This is a genomic window from Leisingera sp. ANG-M7 (assembly GCF_000813965.1).
GTDB lineage: Bacteria > Pseudomonadota > Alphaproteobacteria > Rhodobacterales > Rhodobacteraceae > Leisingera.
In genome coordinates this window covers 1-23,031 of sequence record NZ_JWLI01000034.1, presented here as the reverse complement: position 1 = coordinate 23,031, position 23,031 = coordinate 1, and the positions used below count along the sequence as shown (strand labels likewise).

Here is a 23,031-nt window from a genome sequence, read left to right as displayed (position 1 = left end):
TTCAAACTTTTCCTTAGCCATGATGGCCTCCTTTTGTTTCGAGGGAGGTCCGCAACACTTGCGAACCCCCTTATTTGCTGACGCTTACGCGTATTTCGCCTGGATCTCTTCCGAGATGTTCTGCGGAACCGGCTCGTAGTGATCGAACTGCATGGTGAACTGGGCGCGGCCCGAGCTCATCGAACGCAGGGTGTTGATGTAGCCGAACATGTTCGCCAGCGGCACAAACGCGTCGATCGCGATTGCGTTGCCGCGGTTCTCTTGTCCGGACACCTGGCCGCGGCGGGAGGTCAGGTCGCCGATGATGCCGCCGGTGTATTCTTCCGGGGTGATCACTTCGACCTTCATCACCGGCTCGAGCAGTTTCGCGCCAGCCTTGCGCATGCCTTCACGCATGCCCATGCGGGCGGCGATTTCAAAGGCCAGTACCGAGGAGTCCACGTCGTGGAACTTACCGTCGATCAGGGCAACCTTGAAGTCGATCACCGGGAAGCCTGCCAGCGGACCGGAGTCCATGACCGACTGGATGCCTTTTTCGACGCCCGGGATGTATTCCTTCGGAACCGCACCGCCGACGATACGGGATTCGAAGGAGTAGCCTTCGCCCGCTTCTGTCGGGGAGATGATCAGCTTCACCTCGGCGAACTGGCCCGAACCACCCGACTGTTTCTTGTGGGTGTAGGAATGCTCGACCTCTTTGGAGATGGTCTCGCGGTAGGCCACCTGCGGCGCACCGATGTTCGCCTCAACCTTGAACTCGCGCTTGAGACGGTCCACCAGGATGTCCAGGTGAAGTTCGCCCATGCCCTTCATGATGGTCTGACCGGACTCGATGTCGGTCTCGACGCGGAAGGACGGGTCTTCGGCGGCCAGACGGGCCAGACCCTGGGACATTTTCTCCTGGTCGGCCTTGGTTTTCGGCTCGACCGCGATCTCGATCACCGGATCGGGGAAGGTCATGGTTTCCAGAACGACGGGATCATTGACGGCGCAGAGGGTGTCACCGGTGGTGGTGTCCTTCAGGCCTGCCAGCGCGATAATGTCGCCCGCGAACGCTTCCGTGATTTCCTCACGGTTGTTCGAGTGCATCATCATCATCCGGCCAACGCGCTCTTTCTTGCCCTTGGTCGAGTTCAGGAGCGTGTCGCCCTTGTTCAGGACGCCGGAGTAGATGCGGGTGAAGGTCAGCGAGCCGACGAACGGGTCGTTCATGATCTTGAACGCCAGGCCGGAGAACGCCATTTCATCGTCCGCGCGGCGGGCAATGTTACGGACTTCTTCTTCGTCGCCGGGTTTGAAGCCCATGTAATCGACAACGTCCAGCGGGCTGGGCAGGTAGTCGATCACAGCGTTGAGCAGCGGCTGAACGCCTTTGTTCTTGAACGCGGAACCGCCCAGAACCGGAACGAAGGCCAGTTCCAGGGTGCCTTTGCGCAGCAGGGCGCGCAGCGTCGGAACGTCGGGCTCTTCGCCTTCCAGGTAGGCTTCCATCGCGTCGTCGTCCATTTCGACGGCCGCTTCGATCATCTTGCCGCGCCATTCGTCAGCCATGTCTTTCAGGCTGTCGCGGATCGGAGCTTTGACCCAGGATGCGCCCAGGTCTTCGCCCTGCCACAGCCATTCTTCCATGTTGACCAGGTCAACCAGGCCTTCCAGCTCGTTCTCGGCGCCGATCGGCACACCAACCGGAACCGCGCGGGCGCCGGTGCGGTCTTCGATCATGTTGACGCAATTGAAGAAGTCAGCGCCGATCTTGTCCATCTTGTTGACGAACACCATGCGCGGAACCTTGTAGCGGTCAGCCTGACGCCACACGGTTTCGGTCTGGGGCTCAACACCGGCGTTGGCGTCCAGAACACAGACAGCACCGTCGAGAACCGCCAGCGAGCGTTCAACTTCGATGGTGAAGTCAACGTGGCCGGGGGTGTCGATGATGTTCAGGCGGTGCTTCGGAGAGTCAGCGGTTTTGCCGTCTTCGGTGCGTTCCCAGAAGGTGGTGGTCGCAGCCGAAGTGATGGTGATGCCGCGTTCCTGCTCCTGCTCCATCCAGTCCATGGTGGCTGCACCGTCGTGCACCTCACCGATGTTGTGGGATTTGCCGGTGTAATACAGGATGCGCTCGGAGCAGGTGGTTTTACCTGCGTCGATGTGCGCCATGATACCGAAGTTGCGGTACAGGTTGAGGGGATATTCGCGTGCCATAGGTCTATGTCCTCTAGCTTACCAGCGATAGTGGCTGAAGGCTTTGTTCGCCTCGGCCATCTTGTGGGTGTCTTCGCGCTTCTTGACCGCGGTGCCACGGGACTGGACGGCGTCCAGCAGCTCGCCTGCGAGGCGCTCTTCCATGGTGTTTTCGTTGCGGTTGCGGGCGGCAGCGATCAGCCAGCGGATGGCCAGCGCTTCGCGGCGCTCGGGGCGGACTTCAACCGGAACCTGGTAGGTTGCACCGCCAACACGGCGGGAGCGGACCTCGACGGACGGTTTGATGTTGTCCAGCGCTTCGTGGAAGACTTCAACCGGAGCGCGCTTGATCTTGCCTTCGACGCGGTCGAATGCGTTGTAAACGATACGCTCTGCGACCGACTTCTTGCCGTCGATCATCAGGTTGTTCATGAATTTGGTCAGAACGCGGTCGCCGAACTTGGCGTCGGGCAGAACTTCGCGTTTTTCAGCGGCGTGACGACGTGACATATCAGCCTCTCCTTCTTACTTAGGACGCTTCGCGCCGTACTTCGAGCGGCGCTGCTTACGGTCTTTGACGCCCTGGGTATCCAGAACACCGCGCAGGATGTGGTAACGGACACCCGGAAGGTCTTTTACACGGCCGCCGCGGATCAGAACCACGGAGTGTTCCTGAAGGTTGTGGCTTTCACCGGGGATGTAGGAGATCACTTCGAAACCGTTGGTCAGGCGGACCTTCGCAACTTTCCGCATAGCGGAGTTCGGTTTCTTCGGAGTGGTGGTGTACACGCGGGTGCAAACGCCGCGCTTCTGCGGGCACTGCTCGAGGTGCTGGGACTTCGAAACTTTACGCTTCGGCTGACGCGGCTTGCGGATCAGCTGCTGGATCGTTGGCATTCAGGTATTCCCCGTTTAGCAACTTGTCATGCACGCCGGCGCGTGCGGGTGATTTCGCTGCACCTGTGCGTCCACAAGCGCAAAAACCGCAATCGCTCCCATTCCGAGGTGAGACGACGCGGTGTGTTTACAGAGGATCCGGGTGGTAAAAGTGCCCGGACCTTGAGCCACTGCAATTTTGAATTCGGCTGACGAAGAATACACTCCGGGTGCCGGATAGGCGCGCGTATATGGGGAGTCGCGGGGGTTGTCAACAGCAGCCGGGCGCAGCAGCCCGGATCAGTGCCGGACAAGCCTCGTACGATGGTTGCCAGCACGCGTGCCACCCGCCATAGTTGCCGGTGCAGGCATTTGCAACAGATGGGATTTCGATATGCAGGTCATCGGGCTGTGCCGGTTTTCCTACCCGGCGCTTGGCGGGTTTCAGGTTGAGCATGACACTGTGGCGGAGCGGATTGCTTATCTCTACTCAGAGGAACGGATGGAAGAGCGGTTCCGGCTGTTCGAAACCGTCGCCCTGCCCTCCCTGCGGGCGCAGACCGACGCGGATTTCGACCTGATCATCGTGACCGGCGACAGCCTGCCCCGGCATCACCGCGGCCGCCTGCAGGATCTGACTGCGGATATGCCGCAGGTGCGGATCGTGGCAGAGCCACCGCGCCGCCACCGGCAGGTGATGAAAGAGATCCTGAATGCAGCCCGCCGCAACCCGGACCAGCCCTGCCTGCAGTTCCGCGCCGATGACGACGACGCGGTGGCGGTCGAGTTTGTTGAGCGGCTGAGGGAAACCGCGGCGGATTGCGCCGGGCTGCTGAAAAAGACACCCATCGCCGCCATCGACTTCAACCGGGGCTACATCGCTGAATTCGGCGCCAGGGGGATCGCGGCCTCAGAACCGGCGGTGCGGTCCTATTTCACGGCGGCGCTGGGAATGTATGCGGCTGGCGGCGTGCGCCAGACGATCATGAACTTCGGGCACCACCGCATCCACCATCATATGCCGTCGATCACCATCACCGATGTGCCGATGTGGGTGCGCAGCCACAACACCTACAACGATTCCCGCCAGCGCAATGCAGGGGCAGAAAACGTTGTGCCGCTGGCCCCGAAACAGGAGCGGGAGTTCGCAACGATGTTCGGCATCAAAGCCAGCCATGTGCGCGCGGCGTTCACACCCCAGCTGAGCGGCTCCTGCGGCTGATCTGCCGTTCCCGATAAAAAGTGAAAATCCCGGCCCCGGCAACCACCGCCGCACCCGCCAGCGTCAGCAGGTCCGGCCATTCGCCGAACACCAGCCAGCCCAGCAGCAGCGCCCACAGCAACCCGCTGTAGCGCAAGGGCGCGATCACCGCGATCTCACCCACCCGCATGGTCATGACAGAACACAGGTAGCCCGCAAAGATGAACAGCGCCGCGCCGGTCAGGATCAGCATCTGCATCCCCGTCACCGGCTGCCACGGCACCGCAGCAGACAGGGCAATGCCGAACCCCAGCACCGACAGCGACGACGCCAGCGTCACCGTCATCGACGGCACCTCCGGCGGCATCCGCCGGGTGACCAGATCGCGGGCAGTGATGCAGGCCACCGAGGCCAGCGCATAAAGCGCACCTTCACTGAATCCCTCCGGCCCCGGCCGCACGATCAGCAGCATGCCGCAAAAGCCCGCGGCGATCGCCGCCATCCGCCGCCAGCCCAGCGGCTCTTGCAGGAACAAGGCTGCGCTCAGCGTTACTGCGAGTGGCAGCACCTGCAGAACCGCGGTGACATTGGCAATCGGCATCACCATCAGCGCGGTGAGGAACAGGTAGGTGGCCGACACCTCGCCTGCGCAGCGCAAGGTGATCATGCCCCAAGCGCGGGGCGGCAGGCGGAAGCGCAGCCCGCCCATGCGGCGGGCCAGCAGGTAGATCAGGAAACTGGCAGCGATACCGCGGATGGTCAGGATCTGCGCCAGCGGCAGCGCGCCGCCGATCAGCTTCACCAGCGCATCGTTGAACGTATAGGCCGCCATCGCCCCGATCATCAGCAGCGCCCCGGTCTGGTTCGGTGTCATCGCCGCCCTGCCAAGAACATATCCATCGCTGCATCCTCCCTGCCTGCCCGCAACTGATAGACCCGGACGCTGAAACGGAAAAGCCCCCGCATGTCACCATGCGGGGGCTTTTTGTTTCTGCCTCAGGCGCCGGACCTTAGTCGCGGCTTTCCGGGGTATCGACCAGGGTGTCGAGACCTGCGTCCATCACGTCCTCGTCCATCACCGGCGCAGCCAGGGCTGCAGCGGCTTCGGCTTCCTCGCGGCGGGCTTCCAGAACCACGTTGTCGCGGCCCTGGGCGATCTGGCGCACCCGCTGGGTGGCGCCGCCGGTGCCGGCCGGGATCAGGCGGCCCACGATGACGTTCTCCTTGAGGCCGACCAGCTTGTCCTTCTTGCCCTGCACCGAAGCCTCGGTGAGAACCCGGGTGGTCTCCTGGAAGGAGGCCGCCGAGATGAAGGAGCGGGTCTGCAAGGACGCCTTGGTGATGCCGAGCAGGATCGGTTCGCCCTGAGCAGGACGCTTGCCGCGGGCAAGGGCCTTCTCGTTGGCGGCGTCGAACTCCTGCTTGTCCACATGCTCGCCTTTCAGCAGCGTTGTGTCGCCGGAGTCGGAGATCTCCCACTTCTGCAGCATCTGGCGGACGATCACCTCGATGTGCTTGTCGTTGATCTTCACACCCTGCAGGCGGTAGACGTCCTGGACTTCGTCGATCATGTAGTTCGCCAGTGCCTCGACACCCATGATGGACAGGATGTCATGCGGCGCCGGGTTGCCGTCCATGATGTAGTCGCCCTTCTGGACAAAGTCGCCTTCCTGAACCGGAATGTGCTTGCCCTTGGGGACCATGTATTCGACCGGCTCCAGCGTGTCGTCCGACGGTTCGATCGAGATGCGGCGCTTGTTCTTGTAGTCGCGGCCGAAGCGCACGTAACCATCGATTTCGGCGATGATCGCGTGATCCTTGGGACGACGGGCTTCGAACAGTTCCGCAACGCGCGGCAGACCACCGGTGATGTCCTTGGTCTTGGCGCCTTCACGCGGGATCCGCGCGACAACGTCGCCTGCCATGATCTGCTGGCCGTCTTCGACCGACAGAATGGCGTCCACCGACATCGGGTAGGTCAGCGGGTTGCCCGCATCGTTGCGCACCGGCTCGCCGTTTGCGTCAACCAGAATGATCTCCGGCTTCAGGTCAGAGCCCTTGGGCGCCGCACGCCAGTCGATCACGATCTTCTGGGTCATGCCGGTGGCTTCGTCGGTCTCGTCGCGGACCGCCAGGCCCGAGATCAGGTCGACATACTTGGCGGTACCCGGCTTCTCGGCGATGATCGGCAGGGTATAGGGGTCCCACTCGAACAGCTTGTCGCCGCGGGCAACGGCCTGGCCTTCCTTGACGAACAGCTTGGAGCCGTAGCCCAGCTTGTGGCTGGCGCGCTCTTCGCCGTGCTCGTCCTGGATAATCAGCTTCATGTTGCGGCCGACAACCAGGGTCTCGCCATTGGCGTTCTCCAGGGTCTGCGCCATCTCAAAGACGATCTTGCCTTCCTGGCTCGCTTCCAGGAACGACTGCTGGCCGCCCTGGGCAACGCCGCCGATGTGGAAGGTCCGCATGGTCAGCTGGGTGCCGGGTTCACCGATCGACTGTGCTGCGATGATGCCGACAGCCTCGCCGGTGTTCACGCGGGTGCCGCGGGCCAGGTCGCGGCCGTAGCACATGGCGCAAACGCCCTCTTCGCTTTCACAGGTCAGCGGCGAGCGGATGCGGGTCAACTGCACGCCGGCCTCTTCCACGGCATCCGCCATACGCTCGTCGATCAGCTGGCCTGCGGCCACGATGATCTCTTCGGTGCCAGGACGCTTAATATCATCCGCAGCCACACGGCCCAGGATGCGCTCGCCCAGAGACGCCACAACCTCACCGTCGTTCACAGCCGCTTCGGCGGTGATCGCACGCTCAGTGCCGCAATCGATCTCACGAACGATGCAGTCCTGCGCCACGTCCACCAGACGGCGGGTCAGGTAACCCGAGTTCGCCGTCTTAAGCGCGGTATCCGACAGACCCTTACGGGCACCGTGGGTGGAGTTGAAGTACTCGAGAACGGTCAGGCCTTCTTTAAAGTTCGAGATGATCGGGGTCTCGATGATGTCGCCGTTCGGCTTGGCCATCAGGCCGCGCATGCCGCCCAGCTGCTTCATCTGAGTGACCGAGCCACGCGCACCGGAGTGGGCCATCATGTAAACCGAGTTCGGTTCCATCACGGCGCCGTTCTCATCCCGCTTGTCAGCGGAGATGGTGCTCATCATCGCCTCGGTGACCTTGTCGTTACACTTCGACCAGGCATCGACAACTTTGTTGTACTTTTCGCCCTGTGTGATCAGGCCGTCCATGTACTGCTGTTCGAAGTCTTTCACTTGATCGCGGGTGTCGTCGACGATGGTCCACTTGGTGTCGGGGATCACCATGTCGTCCTTGCCGAACGAGATGCCGGCCTTGAACGCCTCGCGGAAGCCCATGGTCATGATCTGGTCGCAGAAGATGACCGACTCTTTCTGGCCGCAGTAGCGGTAGACGGTGTCGATGACCTGCTGAACCTCTTTCTTCCGCAGCAGGCGGTTGACCAGTTCAAACGGCGCCTTGGCGTTCTTGGGCAGCAGCGCGCCCAGACGGACACGGCCCGGGGTGGTGTCGAACCGCGACTGAACCTCGTTGCCTTCCTCGTCGAACTGGCTGATCCGCGCTTTGATCTTGGTGTGCAGATGCACAACCCCGGCGTCCAGCGCGTGCTGAACCTCTTCGATCGATCCAAACACCATGCCTTCGCCGGGCATGCCTTCGCGCTCCAGGGACACATAGTAGAGACCCAGGATCATATCCTGCGACGGAACGATGATCGGCGCGCCGTTGGCGGGCGACAGAACGTTGTTGGTCGACATCATCAGGACGCGCGCTTCCAGCTGGGCCTCAAGGCTCAGCGGGACGTGCACAGCCATCTGGTCGCCGTCAAAGTCCGCGTTGAACGCCGAGCAGACCAGCGGGTGCAGCTGGATGGCCTTGCCTTCGATCAGCGTGGGTTCGAACGCCTGGATACCCAGACGGTGCAGCGTCGGTGCGCGGTTCAGCATCACCGGGTGCTCGCGGATCACCTCATCGAGGATATCCCAAACTTCGGGACGCTCTTTCTCGACCAGCTTCTTCGCCTGCTTCACGGTCGAGGACAGGCCCTTGGCCTCCAGACGCGAATAGATGAAGGGCTTGAACAGCTCCAGCGCCATCTTCTTGGGCAGGCCGCACTGGTGCAGCTTCAGCTCGGGACCGGTCACAATCACCGAACGGCCGGAGAAGTCGACGCGCTTACCCAGAAGGTTCTGGCGGAAGCGGCCCTGCTTGCCTTTCAGCATGTCGGACAGCGACTTCAGCGGACGCTTGTTGGCGCCGGTGATGACGCGGCCGCGGCGGCCGTTGTCGAACAGCGCGTCAACAGACTCCTGCAGCATCCGCTTTTCGTTACGGACGATGATGTCCGGCGCGCGCAGTTCGATCAGCCGCTTCAGGCGGTTGTTCCGGTTGATCACGCGGCGGTACAGGTCGTTCAGGTCGGAGGTCGCAAAGCGGCCGCCGTCCAGCGGAACCAGCGGGCGCAGTTCCGGCGGAATGACCGGGATCACGGTCATGATCATCCATTCCGGACGGTTGCCCGACTCCAGGAAGGATTCCACGACTTTCAGACGCTTGATGATCTTCTTGGGCTTCAGTTCGCCGGTCGCTTCGGCCAGTTCGGCGCGCAGCGTTTCGGCTTCCGATTCCAGGTCGATCTGTGCCAGCATGTCACGGATCGCTTCAGCGCCGATATTGGCGGTGAAGGCGTCCATGCCATAGGCATCCTGGGCGTCCATGAACTCTTCTTCGGTCATCATCTGGCCGTACTGCAGGTCGGTCAGACCCGGCTCGATGACAACGTAGTTTTCAAAGTACAGAACCCGTTCCAGATCGCGCAGGGTCATGTCCAGCATCAGGCCGATACGGGACGGCAGCGACTTCAGGAACCAGATGTGCGCAACCGGGGCTGCCAGCTCGATGTGGCCCATGCGCTCGCGGCGCACTTTCTGCAGGGTGACCTCGACGCCGCATTTCTCGCAGACGACGCCGCGGTACTTCATCCGCTTGTATTTGCCGCACAGGCATTCGTAGTCTTTGATCGGGCCAAAGATGCGGGCGCAGAACAGGCCGTCGCGCTCCGGCTTGAAGGTTCGGTAGTTGATGGTCTCGGGCTTTTTGATTTCGCCATAGGACCAAGACAGGATCCGTTCCGGGCTGGCCAGCGAGACTTTGATTTCATCAAAGACCTTCGGCGGGGTCAGCGGGTTGAACGGGTTGTTGGTGATTTCCTGGTTCATTTTGATACCTCAAATCTTGCGGAAGGGGGGAGCGGGAGAAGGGCGCGGGGCCCTTACTCCTCAACCTCCGCATCCAGGAGTTCCATATTCAGGCCGAGGCCGCGGACTTCTTTGACCAGAACGTTGAACGATTCCGGCACGCCCGCCTCGAAGTTATCCTCGCCCTTGACGATCGACTCATAGACCTTGGTCCGGCCGGCGACGTCATCCGATTTGACGGTGAGCATCTCCTGCAGGGTGTAGGCGGCGCCATAGGCTTCCAGAGCCCAGACTTCCATCTCACCGAAGCGCTGACCGCCGAACTGCGCCTTACCGCCCAGCGGCTGCTGGGTGACCAGCGAGTACGGGCCGGTGGAACGCGCGTGGATCTTGTCGTCCACCAGGTGGTGCAGCTTCAAGAGGTACTTGATGCCAACGGTCACGGGGCGCGCAAACTGCTCGCCGGTACGGCCGTCGAAAAGGATCGACTGACCGGACTGGTCAAAGCCCGCACGCACCAGGGCGTTGTTCACATCGTCTTCCTTGGCGCCGTCAAAGACCGGGGTCGCAATCGGCACACCGCGGGTCACGTTGCCTGCGGCCTCCACCAGCGTGGCCTCGTCCATGTTGGCGATGCCTTCGTCGTAGACATCGTCGCCATAGGCGTGGTGCATCGCTTCGCGGACCGGGGTCAGGTCGCCCGAGCGGCGGTATTCCTGCAGCGCGTCATCCACCTTGATGCCAAGGCCGCGTGCGGCCCAGCCCATGTGGGTCTCCAGGATCTGACCGACGTTCATACGCGACGGCACGCCCAGCGGGTTGAGGCAGAAGTCGACCGGGGTACCGTCGGCGAGGAACGGCATGTCCTCCATCGGCACCACTTTCGAAATCACACCTTTGTTGCCGTGACGGCCGGCCATCTTGTCGCCCGGCTGCAGCTTGCGCTTCACCGCGATGAAGACCTTGACCATCTTCATCACACCCGGCGGCAGGTCGTCGCCGCGGCGGACCTTCTCGACCTTGTCCTCGAAACGGGCGTCCAGGGCGCGCTTCTGCGCCTCGTACTGCTCGTTCAGGGCCTCGACCACCTGGGCGTCCTGCTCATCCTCAAGGGCAAGCATCCACCACTGGCCGCGGGACAGGCTGTCCAGCAGGTCCTGGTCGATCGGGGCGCCGGAACGCACGCCTTTCGGGCCTTTGACCGCTACTTTGCCCAGCAGCATGCCGTGCAGGCGGGCATAGATGTTGCGGTCCAGGATCGCCAGCTCGTCGTCCCGGTCACGGGCCAGACGCTCGACTTCCTCACGCTCGATCTGCAGCGCACGCTCGTCTTTTTCCACGCCGTGGCGGTTGAAGACGCGCACCTCGACCACAGTACCGTAATCGCCCGGCTTCACGCGCAGCGAGGTGTCGCGCACGTCAGATGCTTTTTCACCAAAGATGGCGCGCAGCAGCTTTTCTTCCGGGGTCATCGGGCTTTCGCCCTTCGGAGTGATCTTGCCGACCAGAATGTCGCCCGGCTCCACATCGGCACCGATGTAGACGATGCCCGCCTCGTCGAGGTTGCGCAGGGCTTCCTCGCCGACGTTGGGGATGTCGCGGGTGATTTCTTCCGGCCCAAGCTTGGTGTCACGGGCGGCGACTTCGAATTCCTCGATGTGAACCGAGGTGAAGACGTCGTCACGCGCGATGCGCTCGGAGATCAGGATCGAGTCTTCGTAGTTGTAGCCGTTCCACGGCATGAACGCGACGACCACGTTTTTGCCCAGTGCCAGTTCACCCATATCGGTGGACGGGCCATCGGCAATCACTTCGCCCTTCTGGACGGTGTCGCCCACCTTGACCAGAGGCTTCTGGTTGATGGTGGTGTTCTGGTTGGAACGCTGGAACTTGCGCAGACGGTAGATGTCCACGCCCGCGTCGCCCAGCTCCAGATCGGAGGTGGCCCGGATCACGATACGCTGCGCATCGACCTGGTCGATGATGCCTGCGCGTTTCGCCTGGATGGCGGCGCCGGAGTCGATCGCAACCTTCTCCTCGATGCCGGTACCGACCAGCGGCGCCTCTGCACGCAGCAGCGGAACCGCCTGACGCTGCATGTTCGAGCCCATCAGAGCGCGGTTGGCGTCGTCGTTTTCCAGGAACGGGATCAGCGAGGCAGCAACGGAGACCAGCTGCTTCGGCGACACGTCGATCAGGTCCACGCTTTCGCGCGGCGCCAGGGTGTAGTCGCCGGACTGACGGGTGGACACCAGGTCGTTGATGAACTTGCCGCTCTCGTCCAGGGTCGCGTTCGCCTGCGCCACGGTGTGGCGCATCTCTTCGGTCGCCGACATGTAGTGCACTTCGTCGGTCACCTGGCCTTCGTTGACCACCCGGTAGGGGGTTTCGATGAAGCCGTATTTGTTGACGCGCGCAAAGGTCGCCAGCGAGTTGATCAGACCGATGTTCGGGCCTTCCGGGGTCTCAATCGGGCACATCCGGCCATAGTGGGTCGGGTGCACGTCGCGGACCTCAAAGCCGGCGCGCTCGCGGGTCAGACCGCCCGGGCCAAGCGCCGACAGGCGGCGTTTGTGGGTGACTTCCGACAGCGGGTTGGTCTGGTCCATGAACTGCGACAGCTGCGAGGAGCCGAAGAATTCACGCACAGCGGCAGCAGCCGGTTTCGCGTTGATCAGGTCCTGCGGCATCACGGTGTCGATCTCGACGGAGGACATCCGCTCCTTGATCGCACGCTCCATGCGCAGCAGGCCGACGCGGTACTGGTTTTCCATCAGCTCGCCGACAGAGCGCACGCGGCGGTTGCCCAGGTGGTCGATGTCGTCGACATCGCCGCGGCCGTCACGCAGGTCGACCAGCGCCTTGATACAGGCGACGATGTCTTCCTTGCGCAGGGTGCGCTGGGTGTCCTCGGCGTCCAGTGCCAGGCGCATGTTCATCTTCACACGGCCAACGGCGCTGAGGTCGTAACGCTCGCTGTCGAAGAACAGGGTGTCGAACAGCGCGGAGGCTGCCTCGACGGTGGGCGGCTCGCCCGGGCGCATCACGCGGTAGATGTCCATCAGCGCGCTGTTGCGGTCCAGGTTCTTGTCCTGCGCCATGGTGTTGCGCATGTAGGGGCCGACGTTGACGTTGTCGATGTCCAGCACCGGAATGTCGGTGATGCCCGCGTCCAGCAGCTCCTTCAGGGAACCGCCGATCAGCTCGCCGTCCTTGTCGTATTCCAGGGTCAGCTCATCACCGGCCTCGACATAGATCGCGCCGTTGTCTTCGTTGATGATGTCCTTGGAGACATATTTGCCGACGATGTGATCGAACGGAACCAGAAGGTCGGTGACAGAGCCTTCCTCGATCAGCTTCTTGACGGCGCGCGGGGTGACCTTTTTGCCGGCTTCGCAGATGATCTCGCCGGTGGCAGCGTCCACCAGGTCGTAGGTCGGGCGGGTGCCGCGCACGCGTTCCGGGAAGAACGGGGTGACCCAGCCGCGGGATTTCTCCAGCTTGAACTGCACGGTGTTGTAATAGGCATCCATGATGCCTTCCTGGTCCAGGCCCAGGGCGTACAGCAGGGTGGTCACCGGCAGCTTGCGGCGGCGGTCGATGCGGGCAAAGACGATGTCCTTGGCGTCGAACTCGAAGTCCAGCCAGGAGCCGCGGTACGGGATGATGCGGCAGGCGAACAGCAGCTTGCCCGAGGAGTGGGTCTTGCCCTTGTCGTGGTCGAAGAACACGCCCGGCGAGCGGTGCATCTGGGACACGATCACACGCTCGGTGCCGTTCACGATAAAGGTGCCGTTCGGGGTCATCAGGGGCATGTCGCCCATGAAGACGTCCTGTTCCTTGATGTCCTTCACGGACTTCGCGCCAGTGTCTTCGTCGACATCAAACACGATCAGGCGCAGGGTGACCTTCAGCGGCGCCGAGTAGGTCATGTCGCGCTGCATGCACTCTTCGACGTCGTATTTCGGCTTCTCGAACGAGTATTTCACGAACTCCAGAACGGAGGTTTCGTTGAAATCCTTGATCGGAAATACCGACTGGAACACACCCTTGATGCCTTCGCCGTCCAGCGGCTCAGCTGCATCGCCGGAGCGCAGGAAAAGGTCATAAGAAGATTTCTGCACCTCGATGAGGTTCGGCATCTCCAGCACTTCGCGGATTTTGCCGTAGTATTTGCGTAGACGTTTCTGGCCAAGGAACGATTGAGCCATGTCAGATGTCACCTTTCGAGTTCTCACCGGTCAAGGAAGCCGCCGGGCCCCGGCTCCTTGCCCATACGAGACAGCGCGTTCGGATCAATTCATGGCCACCGTCCCGAAGGCAGCCTCCCGATCCTTTGAACTCCGCCTAAGAAAACGCCTCTTGGATGAGGCCCTTTCTAAGACAGGTTCGGCTGGGCCCGGAAAAATCCGGACCCAGCCAAATTTCCGATGCATCAGAAATGCACCAGAGGCAGTGCTTAGGCCAGCTCGACTTCGGCGCCAGCTGCTTCCAGCTTGCCTTTGATGTCTTCTGCTTCGTCTTTGGACACGCCTTCTTTGATTTTGCCGCCAGCTTCGACCAGCTCTTTGGCTTCTTTCAGGCCCAGGCCGGTGATGCCGCGAACTTCTTTGATCACGTTGATCTTGGAAGCGCCGGCGTTCTTCAGAACGACGTCGAATTCGGTCTTTTCTTCTTCAGCTGCGCCACCGGCGTCGCCGCCAGCTGCAACCATCACAGCGCCGCCAGCAGCGGGCTCGATGCCGTATTCGTCTTTCAGGATGGTTTTCAGTTCTTGTGCTTCCAGCAGGGTCAGACCCACGATGCTTTCTGCGAGTGCTTTCAGATCAGCCATTGTATCAGCTCTTTCCGTTTACAGTATGTGTGTTCCAACGTGCGGGCTTTTGCCCCACGCCAGTCATTCAGTGCCAACCGCTTACGCAGCTTCCGCCTTCTCTTCGATGGTCGAAAGAATGCTTGCGATGTTGCTTGCAGGTGCGCCAATCGCGCCGGCGATGTTGGAAGCAGGTGCGCCAATGCAGCTTGCGATCTGAGCAATGAGCTCGTCGCGGGACGGCATTTTCGACACGGCTTCGACACCGGCACGGTCCAGAGCGTTCTCACCCATTGCGCCGCCAAGGATCTCAAACTTTTTGTTTTCCTTGGCGAAATCCTCGGCCACTTTTGCAGCGGACACGGGATCTTCGGAGTAGGTCAGAACGGTCATACCCGTCAGCAGGCCGGCCATGCTTGCACACGGCTTACCCTCGAGGGCGATTTTGGCGAGCCTGTTCTTGGCAACACGCACGGAGCTGTTCGCGTCGCTTGCACGCGCGCGCAGATCCTGCATCTCGGCAACTGTCAGACCGGCGTAGTGAGCTACCACCACGACGCCAGAGCTTTCGAAGATCTGGCCGAGTTCCTCGACCACTTTCTCTTTCTGGGCTCTATCCACAGTTCTCTCCAAGTTAGGGATGCTTGCACATCCCGGCTCATATTTGCCGAACCAGATGGCCCGGCGTTCAGGTCCGTTTTACGGGATGAGCCAAAGTCGCCCGAGGGATTGAAAACCCTCGATCTTCCTGGTCTTACCCGTCTCAGGAGGGAAATTAAGGCCCGATCGAAAGGCCACCCACCATCTTGGACGAAATGAAATAAAGCGCACGACGAATCGCACGCTTTATCTCAAGGCCGTAGTTAGCCCCATTGACAGGGATTTCCAAGGGGCAAATCCACCTCAGGCGGCAATTTCCCGCGTGTCCAGGCGGCGGCCGGCAGCCCCGGCCTCGGGTGCATGCGGTCACAGCCACAAAGGCGAGAGCACACAGGCAGCCAGACCCGCCAGCGCCGCAGCCAGGATCACGCGGCAGATCAGGCGGAAGCCTCCGCCGCTATTCAGCAGCTCTTCGGTCTCGATCCGCCCTGTCACCCTGCAGATATATCCCGGTACCACATCACCCGCACGGTGCGGGCAAGAGTTCCGCCAGGCATGCGATGCATAGCTTTGCGAAGCCCCCTCAGCGCCATGCACCTCCAGCACCGGCTGATACTGCCGGTAGCGCTCCAAGCCCCCCTCGCTATCTGCCCTCTCAGCCCACTGGACACGCACTTGCGCAACATGCACAAACGCCCGTTCAGCGGTCTTCAGAAATTGCCGCCTGCTGAGCGCGGCAATGCCCAGAATGGTTCCGGCGCACAAGGCCGCAACCGACAAGAATATTGCAAGCCCAATCATCAGATCTCCACCCGCCCCCTCCTCCCGACTGGAAGTGGGCAAAACAACATCAAAGAAAGAAGCAAAACAAAAGAAGGCCCGGCAGGATCAGATCCGCCGGGCCTCCTGACTTCAACTGTACGCCCGATTACTCGGTGACAGCGTTGTCCACGTCAACCGTGATGCCCGGACCCATGGTCGAGGACAGGTTGATCTTTTTCATGTAGGCGCCTTTTGCGCCGGCCGGCTTGGCTTTGGCCACAGCCGACACGAAGGCACGGACGTTCTCGACCAGCTTGGCTTCGTCGAAGGACGCTTTGCCGACGCCGGCATGCACTACGCCGCCTTTTTCCGCTTTGAACTGGACTTCGCCGCCCTTGGCTGCTTCCACGGCCGCTTTCACGTCCATGGTCACAGTGCCGACTTTCGGGTTCGGCATCAGGTTGCGCGGGCCCAGGATTTTGCCCAGACGGCCGACGACCGGCATCATGTCCGGGGTGGCGATGCAGCGGTCAAAGTCGATCTTGCCGCCCTGGATCGCTTCCATCAGGTCTTCTGCGCCAACGATGTCTGCGCCTGCCGCGGTGGCTTCGTCCGCTTTCGGGCCGCGGGCGAAGACAGCAACGCGCATGTCTTTGCCGGTGCCGTTCGGCAGGCCGACCACGCCGCGGACCATCTGGTCTGCGTGACGGGTGTCAACGCCCAGGTTCAGGGCGATCTCGACGGTCTCGTCGAACTTCGAGGTTGCGTTGGCTTTCACCAGGGCAACTGCTTCTTCCACGGACAGGTTTTCTTTGCCTGCGAAAGCTTCGCGCGCGGCGCGGGTGCGTTTACCGAGCTTTGCCATCTTACTTCACCTCGATGCCCATGGAGCGGGCGGAGCCCAGGATGATCTGCATTGCCGCGTCGATGTCGTTGGCGTTCAGATCTTTCATCTTGGCTTCGGCGATTTCTTTCACCTGGGCCACGGACACGGTGCCGACGGTTTCACGCGACGGGTTGTTCGCGCCGGATTTCACCTTGGCCGCCTTCTTCAGGTAGTAAGACGCGGGCGGCGTCTTGATGTCCATGGTGAAGGACTTGTCCTGATAGTAGGTGATCACGGTCGGGCACGGCGCGCCGGGCTCCATGTCTGCAGTCTTGGCGTTGAACGCCTTGCAGAATTCCATGATGTTGATGCCGCGCTGACCCAGGGCCGGGCCGACGGGCGGAGAGGGGTTTGCCTGACCTGCAGGAACCTGCAGCTTCATCGAACCAACAAGCTTCTTAGCCATTTGGTTTTCCTTTCAACGAGGACAGGACGCGTCCTGCCCGGAGAATGTTGCGTGGTCGGATTTCAGGGTCGCGACCCATTCATCTCCCACGAGAGAATCTCGCCCGAAGACGATATCTGGGGCTCTTACACAGATCGCAATTCAGACTCAAGGCATGAAAATGTGAAACTCCAATGATCTGCTCAGGGAGCCGGTGCGTTGCCAACCGAGATAAGCTTACCATCCAACACAAAGTACTGGACCTGCCCCGGCAAGCGGCCAAAGATTAGCGTGTTCTCACCCAGAAGACCTGTGCCGCCAAAACGCGCATTCACATGCATCGTTCTTACACCTGGAATCGCGGTCCATTCCGCTCGTACGCCATTGTAGTCGCAACGAACAAGCGTCAATGCAGCACGTCCGCTATCATCAACAGGTATTTTCAACTTTGCCGGTGTAGCGAAAAATGTTTTGAATTCAGGCCCCTCCACCAAGCATTGAGCAGCAACCTTAGCTTCTTGCGGCGCCCATTCTGCCGCAAATGCTATCGTCCTTACTGATGCTTCTGACACTGCAGAAGCTCTTTCCGGCTCAGAGGGTGGAACAGGCGTGACAGTTTCACAGCCAGCCAAACCACCCAGGAAAGCAACTGCTGCGAAGGCACGGGAAGCCGCAGAAGGCAAAAAACTCATTTCCAATCGGCCTTTGAGAATAGAGCGTTCAAACTTTACCCCAACAAGCTGAACCTAAGTCCGGGTGAAGGCAACATCTCTTCAAAACGAAAAGAGGCACCCGCGATGCGGATGCCTAACTATAACTCGAAGCTTATGCAAAACCGGTCGCGGTTAGCTCTGCTTGGTCACCTGGGTGAAGTCCAGTTCCACCGGGGTCTCGCGGCCGAAGATCGACACGGTGACCTTGAGCTTCTGGTTGTCCTCGTCGACCTCTTCAACCATGCCGTCGAAATCTTCGAACGGGCCGTCGTTCACCTTCACCTTCTCGCCCACTTCGTAGTGGATCAGGGTGCGCGGCGCCTCGACGCCTTCCTCGACGCGGCCCAGGATGCCCTGCACCTCTGCGTCGCGCATCGGCATCGGGCGGCCTTGCGGGCCCAGGAAACCGGTGACGCGGTTGATCGAGGAAATCAGGTGATAGCCGCGGTCGGACATTTCCATATGCACCAGCACGTAGCCGGGCATGAAGCGGCGCTCGGTCGAGACCTTCTTGCCGCGGCGGATCTCGATCACCTCTTCGGTGGGGACCAGAACCTCGTCGATCTCGTCCTCAAGGCCCTGTTCTGCGACCGAGGTGCGGATCTGCTCTGCGATTTTCTTTTCGAAGTTCGAAAGAACGCTGACCGAATACCACCGTTTCGCCATGAACCGTTGTCCTTGTTCTGCCGGGCGGGCCACTTGCCGCGCCGCTGCCTGTTCATTCCGCTGCAGCCCCGGGGCTGCGCTCTCCAACAAAAAGCGGCGTGCAAACCGAATCGCTGCACGCCCGCCTCAATAATTCCTGCTCAGGTACCGCCCATCGCTGCCAAGATCAAGTGCAGCGCAGCAATTGCGGCCCCAAAGCCCAAGTACCGCTGCGGACTTAGCCGAACATCCCCAGAAGCCCTTGCAGGCCAAAGCGGATCAGCAGGTCCACCAGCGCAAAGAACAGCGCCGTCAGCGCCGCCATGATGAACACCATGACCGTGGTAAGCAGCACTTCGCGGCGGGTCGGCCAGACGACCTTGGAGACTTCGGCGCGAACCTGCTGGATGAACTGAACGGGGTTGATAGTTGCCATACTGGGGGTGTCTCTCTGCTAGCAGTCAGGGCGATGTAACCGGAGCGGCCCGTGAATTCAAGCCCTGCGGCCCTTCTGCCCTGCCCGTTGCGGGTGTTGCGCAGGCAGCGAACGCCGGGTCAATCCAATTTTAATCCACTACTGGCAAAATTGACTCCAGAGGTTCCCTGCGGCCCATCGCGCCGCCCGGGGGCCGGACCGTGTGAATTATTGAGATCGGAAGCCATGACACCAGCCAATTCCCTGTCCGAGGCCGAACAGTTCGAACGCGACGCCAAGTTTGAAGATGCCGCCATGGCCTATGCCGGCATCCTGTCCCGCAATCCCCGCAACAAGCGCGCGCAATCCGCGCTGGAGGGGCTGCGCAAACGGCTGGACTCGCAGACCGATCCGTCGCCGGTGCATCAGGCCGGGCTGGAGGAGGCGCTGGCAGAGGGCCGCCATTTCGAAGCCGCCGAAAGCTGCGGCGCACTGCTCAAGACCTTCCGCGAATCGCATTTCCTGTGGGACTTCCTGGGCCGCTGCCACCAGGCCGCCGGCCATCTGGACAATGCCGCCACCTGCCTGAACAAAGCGCTTGGGATCAATCCCCGTGCCGCCGGCACCTATGCCGCCATGGGCCGGGTCAAGGCCGCCCGCGGCGAGCTGGACAATGCCATGGCGCTGTTTGACAAGGCGCTGATGCTGACAGCCGGCTGCCTGCAGGCGCTGCACGGCAAGGCAGAGGTGCTGATCAAGCAGGGCCAGAGCCAGCGCGCCGCAACCATGCTGCGCAAGGCGGTGAAGCTGGCACCGCATGACGCCGCGCTGCATGTCACGCTGGCCGGCCTGCTGAACCAGCAGGGCGCCGCCGAAGATGCCAAGGAACACTACACCCAGGCCGTCCGCCTGAACCCCGCCCTGACGGAGGCGCGGTATCAGTTGGGCCTGCTCTTGAAGGCTGAGGGCGCCTATGCCGCTGCCCTGCCCTGTTTCGACAAGGTGCTGAAGGCCAATCCTTCAGACGACCGCGCCCGTACCCAGCGGCTGCATGTCCTGGCAGAGCTCTGCGACTGGAAATGGCTGCCGGAATACGGCGAATACCGCCGCCTGCTGGGCCTGCGCGGCCCGGGCTGCGATCCCAGCGCCCTGATGCTGATGGAAGACAACCCCGACCTCCTGCGCGCCCGCGCCCAGTCCTACGCCAGCGAACTGTTCGGCGCGGCAGAGCTGAACAGCACCCCGCCCGCAGGCCAGCGCCCTGAACGTCTGCGCATCGGCTATTTCTTCGCTGCCCGCGACGCCGCGGCGGTGCTGGAGCAGCACGGCGGAATGCTTGCGACCCACGATGATAGCCGCTTTGACATCCTTATCTATGCGGTTGGCACCGGCCTGCCGGACAGCGCAGCTCAGAAATTTGATGGCCTCAAGGTTCTGGATGCCAGCGCCCCGGATCAGATGGCGGCGGCGGTGAAGGCAGACCATTTGGACGCCGCCGTGGATCTCTCCGGCTACTCGGGCGGCGGCGCGCTGCCGCTGTTCGCCGCCCGCCTGGCGCCGCTGCACATCCTGTTCCCAGGCTACCCCGGCACCATGGGCACGGCTGCATATGACTACCTGATCAGCGACGCCGACGCCTGCCCGCCCGGCAGCGAACGCTACCACAACGAGCACCTGCTGCGCCTGAGCGACGGCCATCAGGCCGTTGAACCCGCAGTGCTCTCCCCCACCCCGGAGCGCGCCGCCTGCAGCCTGCCCGCGGAGGGCTTCGTGTTCTGCAGCTTTGTCGGCGGCAGCCATATCACGCCGCAGGAATTCGATATCTGGATGCGCCTGCTGCACGGTGCCCCGGAAAGTGTGCTGTGGCTGGCAGGCAACGGCGACCATGCCGTGTCGAACCTGCGCCGTGCAGCCGCTGCGCGCGGGATTGACCCGGACCGCCTGGTCTTTGCCCCCGCCGCGGGCCGCGATGATCACCTAGCCCGCCTGCCGCTGGCGGATCTGGCCCTGGACACATTCACCGTGAACGCCGCCGCAGCCGCCCGCGATGCCCTGGCCGCCGGCGTGCCGGTCCTCACCCTGCCCGGCCAGCAATCCGCCGCCCGCACCTCCGCCAGCCTGCTGCAGGCCGCCGGACTGCCGGAGATGATTGCCGAAAACATGCAGGACTATGAGGCCAAGGCCGCGGAACTGGCAGCAGACAGTGCCGCCGCCGCCAGCCTGCGCAGCACGCTGCGCGCCAGGCAGCAAACCGCGGCGCTGTTCAGCCCGCAACGGCTGGCCCGCCAAGTGGAGCGCGCTTTTGACGCCGCCTGCGAACGGCAGCAACAGGGGCTGGCACCGGCCCATCTGGAGCTGGAGTGACAAGACACGCCAAACGTCCTGCCCGAAAGGGCAGTGCTGGACCGGCGATGTGCGGGAAAATGGCAGGGGCAGCAGGGTTCGAACCCGCGACCTACGGTTTTGGAGACCGTCGCTCTACCAACTGAGCTATACCCCTGTGGTGCGGCATGTCCTACGGCAGGCGCGCTGCAGAGGCAAGAGGGAAAAGCGCATTTTCTTGCGCTGCCCGGACGCTTTGCCGCCACCGGGCTTAGCCTGGGCTTTGCCCCGGCGCAGCCATGCAGTATGACGGGGCAAATGCCGGGGCCAAGCCCCTGTGCCCCCTGCAGGAATGAGCCGTAGCCCCGTGAGCCTCAGAAAGAAAATCGCCGACAGCCCAAAGGTCAACCGCGCCGTGGAGGGGCTGTTTGCCGCCTATGTGCGATTCGCCTTCCGCACCTCCCGCTGGACCCGCAGCGGGTTCGAGGAAATGGACGCCTGTGTGCGCCGCGGCGAGCCGGTGATTTTTGTGCTGTGGCACCAGCGGCTGATCATGGCGCCTTATCTGTTTGACACCTCGCTGGGCCGCATCTGTGCGCTGACCTCCGCCGCCCGCGCCGGGCGGCTGGCCGGGCAGATCCTGGTGCGCCTGGGATTTGAGACCATCCCGATGTCGAGCCACAAGCGCCATGTGGCGCTGTCGCGCGAGGTGCTGCGCCGCACCAGGGAGGGCTGCTCCATCGGCATCGCCGCCGACGGCCCGCGCGGGCCAGCGCGGGTTTCTTCCACCGTGCCGGTGGTCTGGGCCCGGATGACCGGCTGCCGGGTGTTCACCGTGGCCTTTGCCGAGGAAAAGGTGATGAAGCTGCCGACCTGGGACCGGCAGATGCTGCCAATACCCTTTTCCCGCGGCGTGCTGATGTGCCGGGAATGGACGGATGAAGTGCCGAAGAAGCCCAGCGACGAGCAGGTGGAGATGCTGCGGCGAAGCCTGGAGGCGTCGCTGGATGCCATTACCGATGCGGCGGACGCGGCGGCGGGGCGCAGCGGTGAGGATCCGAAGTCGCAGGCGGGCTGAGCGGGCGTCCGGGGCCGTTCATGGCCTCCTTTCCCTCTCAGATCTTCGGCACGCGGTTCAGGTTCAGCTGAAGCCTGCCGCTCCGGTACCCGCCCCGCACGACCCGGTCCGGCCCGGTTTCGGCTGGATAGTCTTCCGCCCAGTCCCGGAACCTGTCCCGCGAAATCACGATTCCACGGCTGTCCCGCGCCAACCCAAGGATAAAGGGATCTGCCGGCCGGCCTTTCGGCACGACATGCGCATAGCGGCGGGAAAGGCCGAGGCGCCTGGCAAAGCCCGGACCGTCGAGATAACGGTTCTCGACCAGATAACCGGCGTTGGCATCAAAGATCACACAAGGCGTGTAGCCAGCTGCCTTCAGCAGCTGGATCGCCTCCCGGACCGGGTCCAGCGATAGCGCGCTGTCCTTCCAGTACAAAAGGTTGGAGCCGTCAATAATGGCGAGCCTCTTGCGAGACGCGATGGCCGACCGCCGGCGTTTGGCAGCAGGCCGGTCCGGCTTTTCCCGCTTGCGCAGGAACAGCAGGACGCAGAGCAAACCAGTAAGAAAGAGGAGAAAGAGGAATTCAGGCATAGGGAGATTAATCCGGAGGATGATCTGCTTATGCAAGATGCGAGGCGGGATTTAAAGACCTTCCGGTTCACATCTCTGCCTTGCGGCAGTCTTGCCGGTTGCTCCAGTAACATGCCGCCCGGATGCCCCGGGTTCGGGCCGCGCCCGGCCTGCGCCGAACCAGAGGTTTGCCTCCGGCAAAGCGGGGAGGCGCGCCCTGCCCTGTTCCGGGTTGCCGCATAGAAAAAGGGCCTCCCGGGGGAGGCCCTTTCTATTTTCTCACCGGTGCGGGCTCTCATTGATTTTGCTGCGCAAAACCAACTGCCGCCCGCCGGACGGCAAAGCCGTCTTACTCGGTGATTTTGGACAC

General features: G+C 62.2%; 18 protein-coding genes and 1 tRNA gene. 3 read left to right on the top strand and 16 right to left on the bottom strand.

All coding sequences use genetic code 11. The features are described 5' to 3' along the window. Positions 1 to 84 precede the first annotated feature (84 nt). From fusA to rpsL, 3 genes are read right to left on the bottom strand one after another with little or no spacing between them, the layout of a single operon-like run. Positions 85 to 2,202 carry an elongation factor G gene (gene fusA, locus RA26_RS21655; RefSeq protein ID WP_039187492.1) on the bottom strand — a complete coding sequence of 706 codons (2,118 nt, stop codon included), beginning with the start codon at positions 2,200 to 2,202 and terminating at the stop codon, positions 85 to 87. An 18-nt stretch (positions 2,203 to 2,220) separates the two neighbouring features. Continuing rightward, a complete protein-coding gene (gene rpsG / locus RA26_RS21650; protein ID WP_019298618.1) occupies positions 2,221 to 2,691 on the bottom strand; it encodes a 30S ribosomal protein S7 in 471 nt (156 codons plus the stop codon). 15 nt (positions 2,692 to 2,706) lie between these two features. Beyond that, positions 2,707 to 3,078, bottom strand: a complete 372-nt coding sequence (gene rpsL, locus RA26_RS21645; RefSeq protein ID WP_008204009.1) for a 30S ribosomal protein S12 — start codon at positions 3,076 to 3,078, stop codon at positions 2,707 to 2,709. A gap of 373 nt (positions 3,079 to 3,451) precedes the next feature. Between rpsL and RA26_RS21640 the strand changes: the two genes are divergently transcribed. Next, on the top strand, positions 3,452 to 4,279 hold the full coding sequence (locus RA26_RS21640) for a putative rhamnosyl transferase (RefSeq protein WP_039187490.1): 828 nt from the start codon (positions 3,452 to 3,454) through the stop codon (positions 4,277 to 4,279). On the opposite strand, the gene RA26_RS21635 is transcribed toward RA26_RS21640, so the two are convergent. The 11 genes from RA26_RS21635 to secE all read right to left on the bottom strand — a co-directional run bounded on the left by RA26_RS21635 (position 4,248) and on the right by secE (position 18,729). Further along, positions 4,248 to 5,132 (bottom strand): DMT family transporter, encoded by an 885-nt coding sequence (locus RA26_RS21635; RefSeq protein ID WP_039187488.1) that lies wholly within the window; start codon positions 5,130 to 5,132, stop codon positions 4,248 to 4,250. The two genes, RA26_RS21640 and RA26_RS21635, sit on opposite strands and share 32 nt — an antisense overlap. 136 nt (positions 5,133 to 5,268) lie before the next feature. Further along, a complete protein-coding gene (rpoC, locus tag RA26_RS21630) occupies positions 5,269 to 9,510 on the bottom strand; it encodes a DNA-directed RNA polymerase subunit beta' (protein ID WP_039187487.1) in 4,242 nt (1,413 codons plus the stop codon). Positions 9,511 to 9,563: 53 nt separating this feature from the next. Continuing rightward, entirely contained in the window at positions 9,564 to 13,700 is a 4,137-nt protein-coding gene (gene rpoB / locus RA26_RS21625; protein WP_039187485.1) for a DNA-directed RNA polymerase subunit beta, read from the bottom strand. Positions 13,701 to 13,948: 248 nt separating this feature from the next. Continuing rightward, the gene (gene rplL / locus RA26_RS21620) at positions 13,949 to 14,323 is read right to left on the bottom strand and encodes a 50S ribosomal protein L7/L12 (RefSeq protein ID WP_039187483.1); all 375 of its coding nucleotides are present in this window, start codon (positions 14,321 to 14,323) and stop codon (positions 13,949 to 13,951) included. A gap of 81 nt (positions 14,324 to 14,404) precedes the next feature. Next, complete coding sequence (gene rplJ / locus RA26_RS21615; protein ID WP_029205089.1) at positions 14,405 to 14,923, bottom strand: 50S ribosomal protein L10; 519 nt, start codon at positions 14,921 to 14,923, stop codon at positions 14,405 to 14,407. Positions 14,924 to 15,268: 345 nt separating this feature from the next. After that, positions 15,269 to 15,703: a hypothetical protein gene (locus RA26_RS21610; protein WP_039187482.1), complete on the bottom strand. Its 435-nt coding sequence runs from the start codon at positions 15,701 to 15,703 to the stop codon at positions 15,269 to 15,271. A 127-nt stretch (positions 15,704 to 15,830) separates the two neighbouring features. Further along, positions 15,831 to 16,529: a 50S ribosomal protein L1 gene (gene rplA, locus RA26_RS21605; protein WP_039187479.1), complete on the bottom strand. Its 699-nt coding sequence runs from the start codon at positions 16,527 to 16,529 to the stop codon at positions 15,831 to 15,833. Position 16,530: 1 nt separating this feature from the next. Further along, positions 16,531 to 16,956, bottom strand: coding sequence for a 50S ribosomal protein L11 (gene rplK / locus RA26_RS21600; RefSeq protein ID WP_039134872.1), 426 nt, complete (start codon positions 16,954 to 16,956; stop codon positions 16,531 to 16,533). 182 nt (positions 16,957 to 17,138) lie between these two features. Next, complete coding sequence (locus RA26_RS22845; RefSeq protein WP_193747651.1) at positions 17,139 to 17,627, bottom strand: hypothetical protein; 489 nt, start codon at positions 17,625 to 17,627, stop codon at positions 17,139 to 17,141. A gap of 153 nt (positions 17,628 to 17,780) precedes the next feature. Beyond that, the gene (gene nusG / locus RA26_RS21595) at positions 17,781 to 18,314 is read right to left on the bottom strand and encodes a transcription termination/antitermination protein NusG (RefSeq protein ID WP_039187477.1); all 534 of its coding nucleotides are present in this window, start codon (positions 18,312 to 18,314) and stop codon (positions 17,781 to 17,783) included. A gap of 217 nt (positions 18,315 to 18,531) precedes the next feature. Then, positions 18,532 to 18,729, bottom strand: a complete 198-nt coding sequence (gene secE, locus RA26_RS21590) for a preprotein translocase subunit SecE (protein ID WP_019298606.1) — start codon at positions 18,727 to 18,729, stop codon at positions 18,532 to 18,534. 225 nt (positions 18,730 to 18,954) lie between these two features. Here secE and RA26_RS21585 point away from each other — a divergent pair, with 225 nt between their 5' ends. Next, the gene (locus tag RA26_RS21585) at positions 18,955 to 21,072 is read left to right on the top strand and encodes an O-linked N-acetylglucosamine transferase, SPINDLY family protein (protein WP_039187475.1); all 2,118 of its coding nucleotides are present in this window, start codon (positions 18,955 to 18,957) and stop codon (positions 21,070 to 21,072) included. A gap of 60 nt (positions 21,073 to 21,132) precedes the next feature. Here RA26_RS21585 and RA26_RS21580 read toward each other — a convergent pair. Next, positions 21,133 to 21,208: transfer RNA gene (locus RA26_RS21580), tRNA-Trp, on the bottom strand. 174 nt (positions 21,209 to 21,382) lie between these two features. Between RA26_RS21580 and RA26_RS21575 the strand changes: the two genes are divergently transcribed. Then, positions 21,383 to 22,108, top strand: a complete 726-nt coding sequence (locus tag RA26_RS21575) for a lysophospholipid acyltransferase family protein (protein ID WP_241482714.1) — start codon at positions 21,383 to 21,385, stop codon at positions 22,106 to 22,108. A 37-nt stretch (positions 22,109 to 22,145) separates the two neighbouring features. Here RA26_RS21575 and RA26_RS21570 read toward each other — a convergent pair whose 3' ends face one another. Next, positions 22,146 to 22,718: an NYN domain-containing protein gene (locus RA26_RS21570; RefSeq protein WP_241482713.1), complete on the bottom strand. Its 573-nt coding sequence runs from the start codon at positions 22,716 to 22,718 to the stop codon at positions 22,146 to 22,148. Between the last annotated feature and the right edge of the window lie 313 nt (positions 22,719 to 23,031).

What these genes read in the sequence shown, in the direction of transcription:
- RA26_RS21610 (WP_039187482.1), bottom strand. Translation starts at nt 15,703, where the DNA reads ATGATTGGGCTTGCAATATTCTTGTCGGTTGCGGCCTTGTGCGCCGGA.
- fusA (WP_039187492.1), bottom strand. Translation starts at nt 2,202, where the DNA reads ATGGCACGCGAATATCCCCTCAACCTGTACCGCAACTTCGGTATCATG.
- nusG (WP_039187477.1), bottom strand. Translation starts at nt 18,314, where the DNA reads ATGGCGAAACGGTGGTATTCGGTCAGCGTTCTTTCGAACTTCGAAAAG.
- rplK (WP_039134872.1), bottom strand. Translation starts at nt 16,956, where the DNA reads ATGGCTAAGAAGCTTGTTGGTTCGATGAAGCTGCAGGTTCCTGCAGGT.
- rpoC (WP_039187487.1), bottom strand. Translation starts at nt 9,510, where the DNA reads ATGAACCAGGAAATCACCAACAACCCGTTCAACCCGCTGACCCCGCCG.
- rpoB (WP_039187485.1), bottom strand. Translation starts at nt 13,700, where the DNA reads ATGGCTCAATCGTTCCTTGGCCAGAAACGTCTACGCAAATACTACGGC.
- rplA (WP_039187479.1), bottom strand. Translation starts at nt 16,529, where the DNA reads ATGGCAAAGCTCGGTAAACGCACCCGCGCCGCGCGCGAAGCTTTCGCA.
- RA26_RS21585 (WP_039187475.1), top strand. Translation starts at nt 18,955, where the DNA reads ATGACACCAGCCAATTCCCTGTCCGAGGCCGAACAGTTCGAACGCGAC.
- rpsL (WP_008204009.1), bottom strand. Translation starts at nt 3,078, where the DNA reads ATGCCAACGATCCAGCAGCTGATCCGCAAGCCGCGTCAGCCGAAGCGT.
- secE (WP_019298606.1), bottom strand. Translation starts at nt 18,729, where the DNA reads ATGGCAACTATCAACCCCGTTCAGTTCATCCAGCAGGTTCGCGCCGAA.
- RA26_RS21640 (WP_039187490.1), top strand. Translation starts at nt 3,452, where the DNA reads ATGCAGGTCATCGGGCTGTGCCGGTTTTCCTACCCGGCGCTTGGCGGG.
- RA26_RS22845 (WP_193747651.1), bottom strand. Translation starts at nt 17,627, where the DNA reads ATGAGTTTTTTGCCTTCTGCGGCTTCCCGTGCCTTCGCAGCAGTTGCT.
- rplL (WP_039187483.1), bottom strand. Translation starts at nt 14,323, where the DNA reads ATGGCTGATCTGAAAGCACTCGCAGAAAGCATCGTGGGTCTGACCCTG.
- rpsG (WP_019298618.1), bottom strand. Translation starts at nt 2,691, where the DNA reads ATGTCACGTCGTCACGCCGCTGAAAAACGCGAAGTTCTGCCCGACGCC.
- RA26_RS21635 (WP_039187488.1), bottom strand. Translation starts at nt 5,132, where the DNA reads ATGACACCGAACCAGACCGGGGCGCTGCTGATGATCGGGGCGATGGCG.
- RA26_RS21575 (WP_241482714.1), top strand. Translation starts at nt 21,383, where the DNA reads ATGAGCCGTAGCCCCGTGAGCCTCAGAAAGAAAATCGCCGACAGCCCA.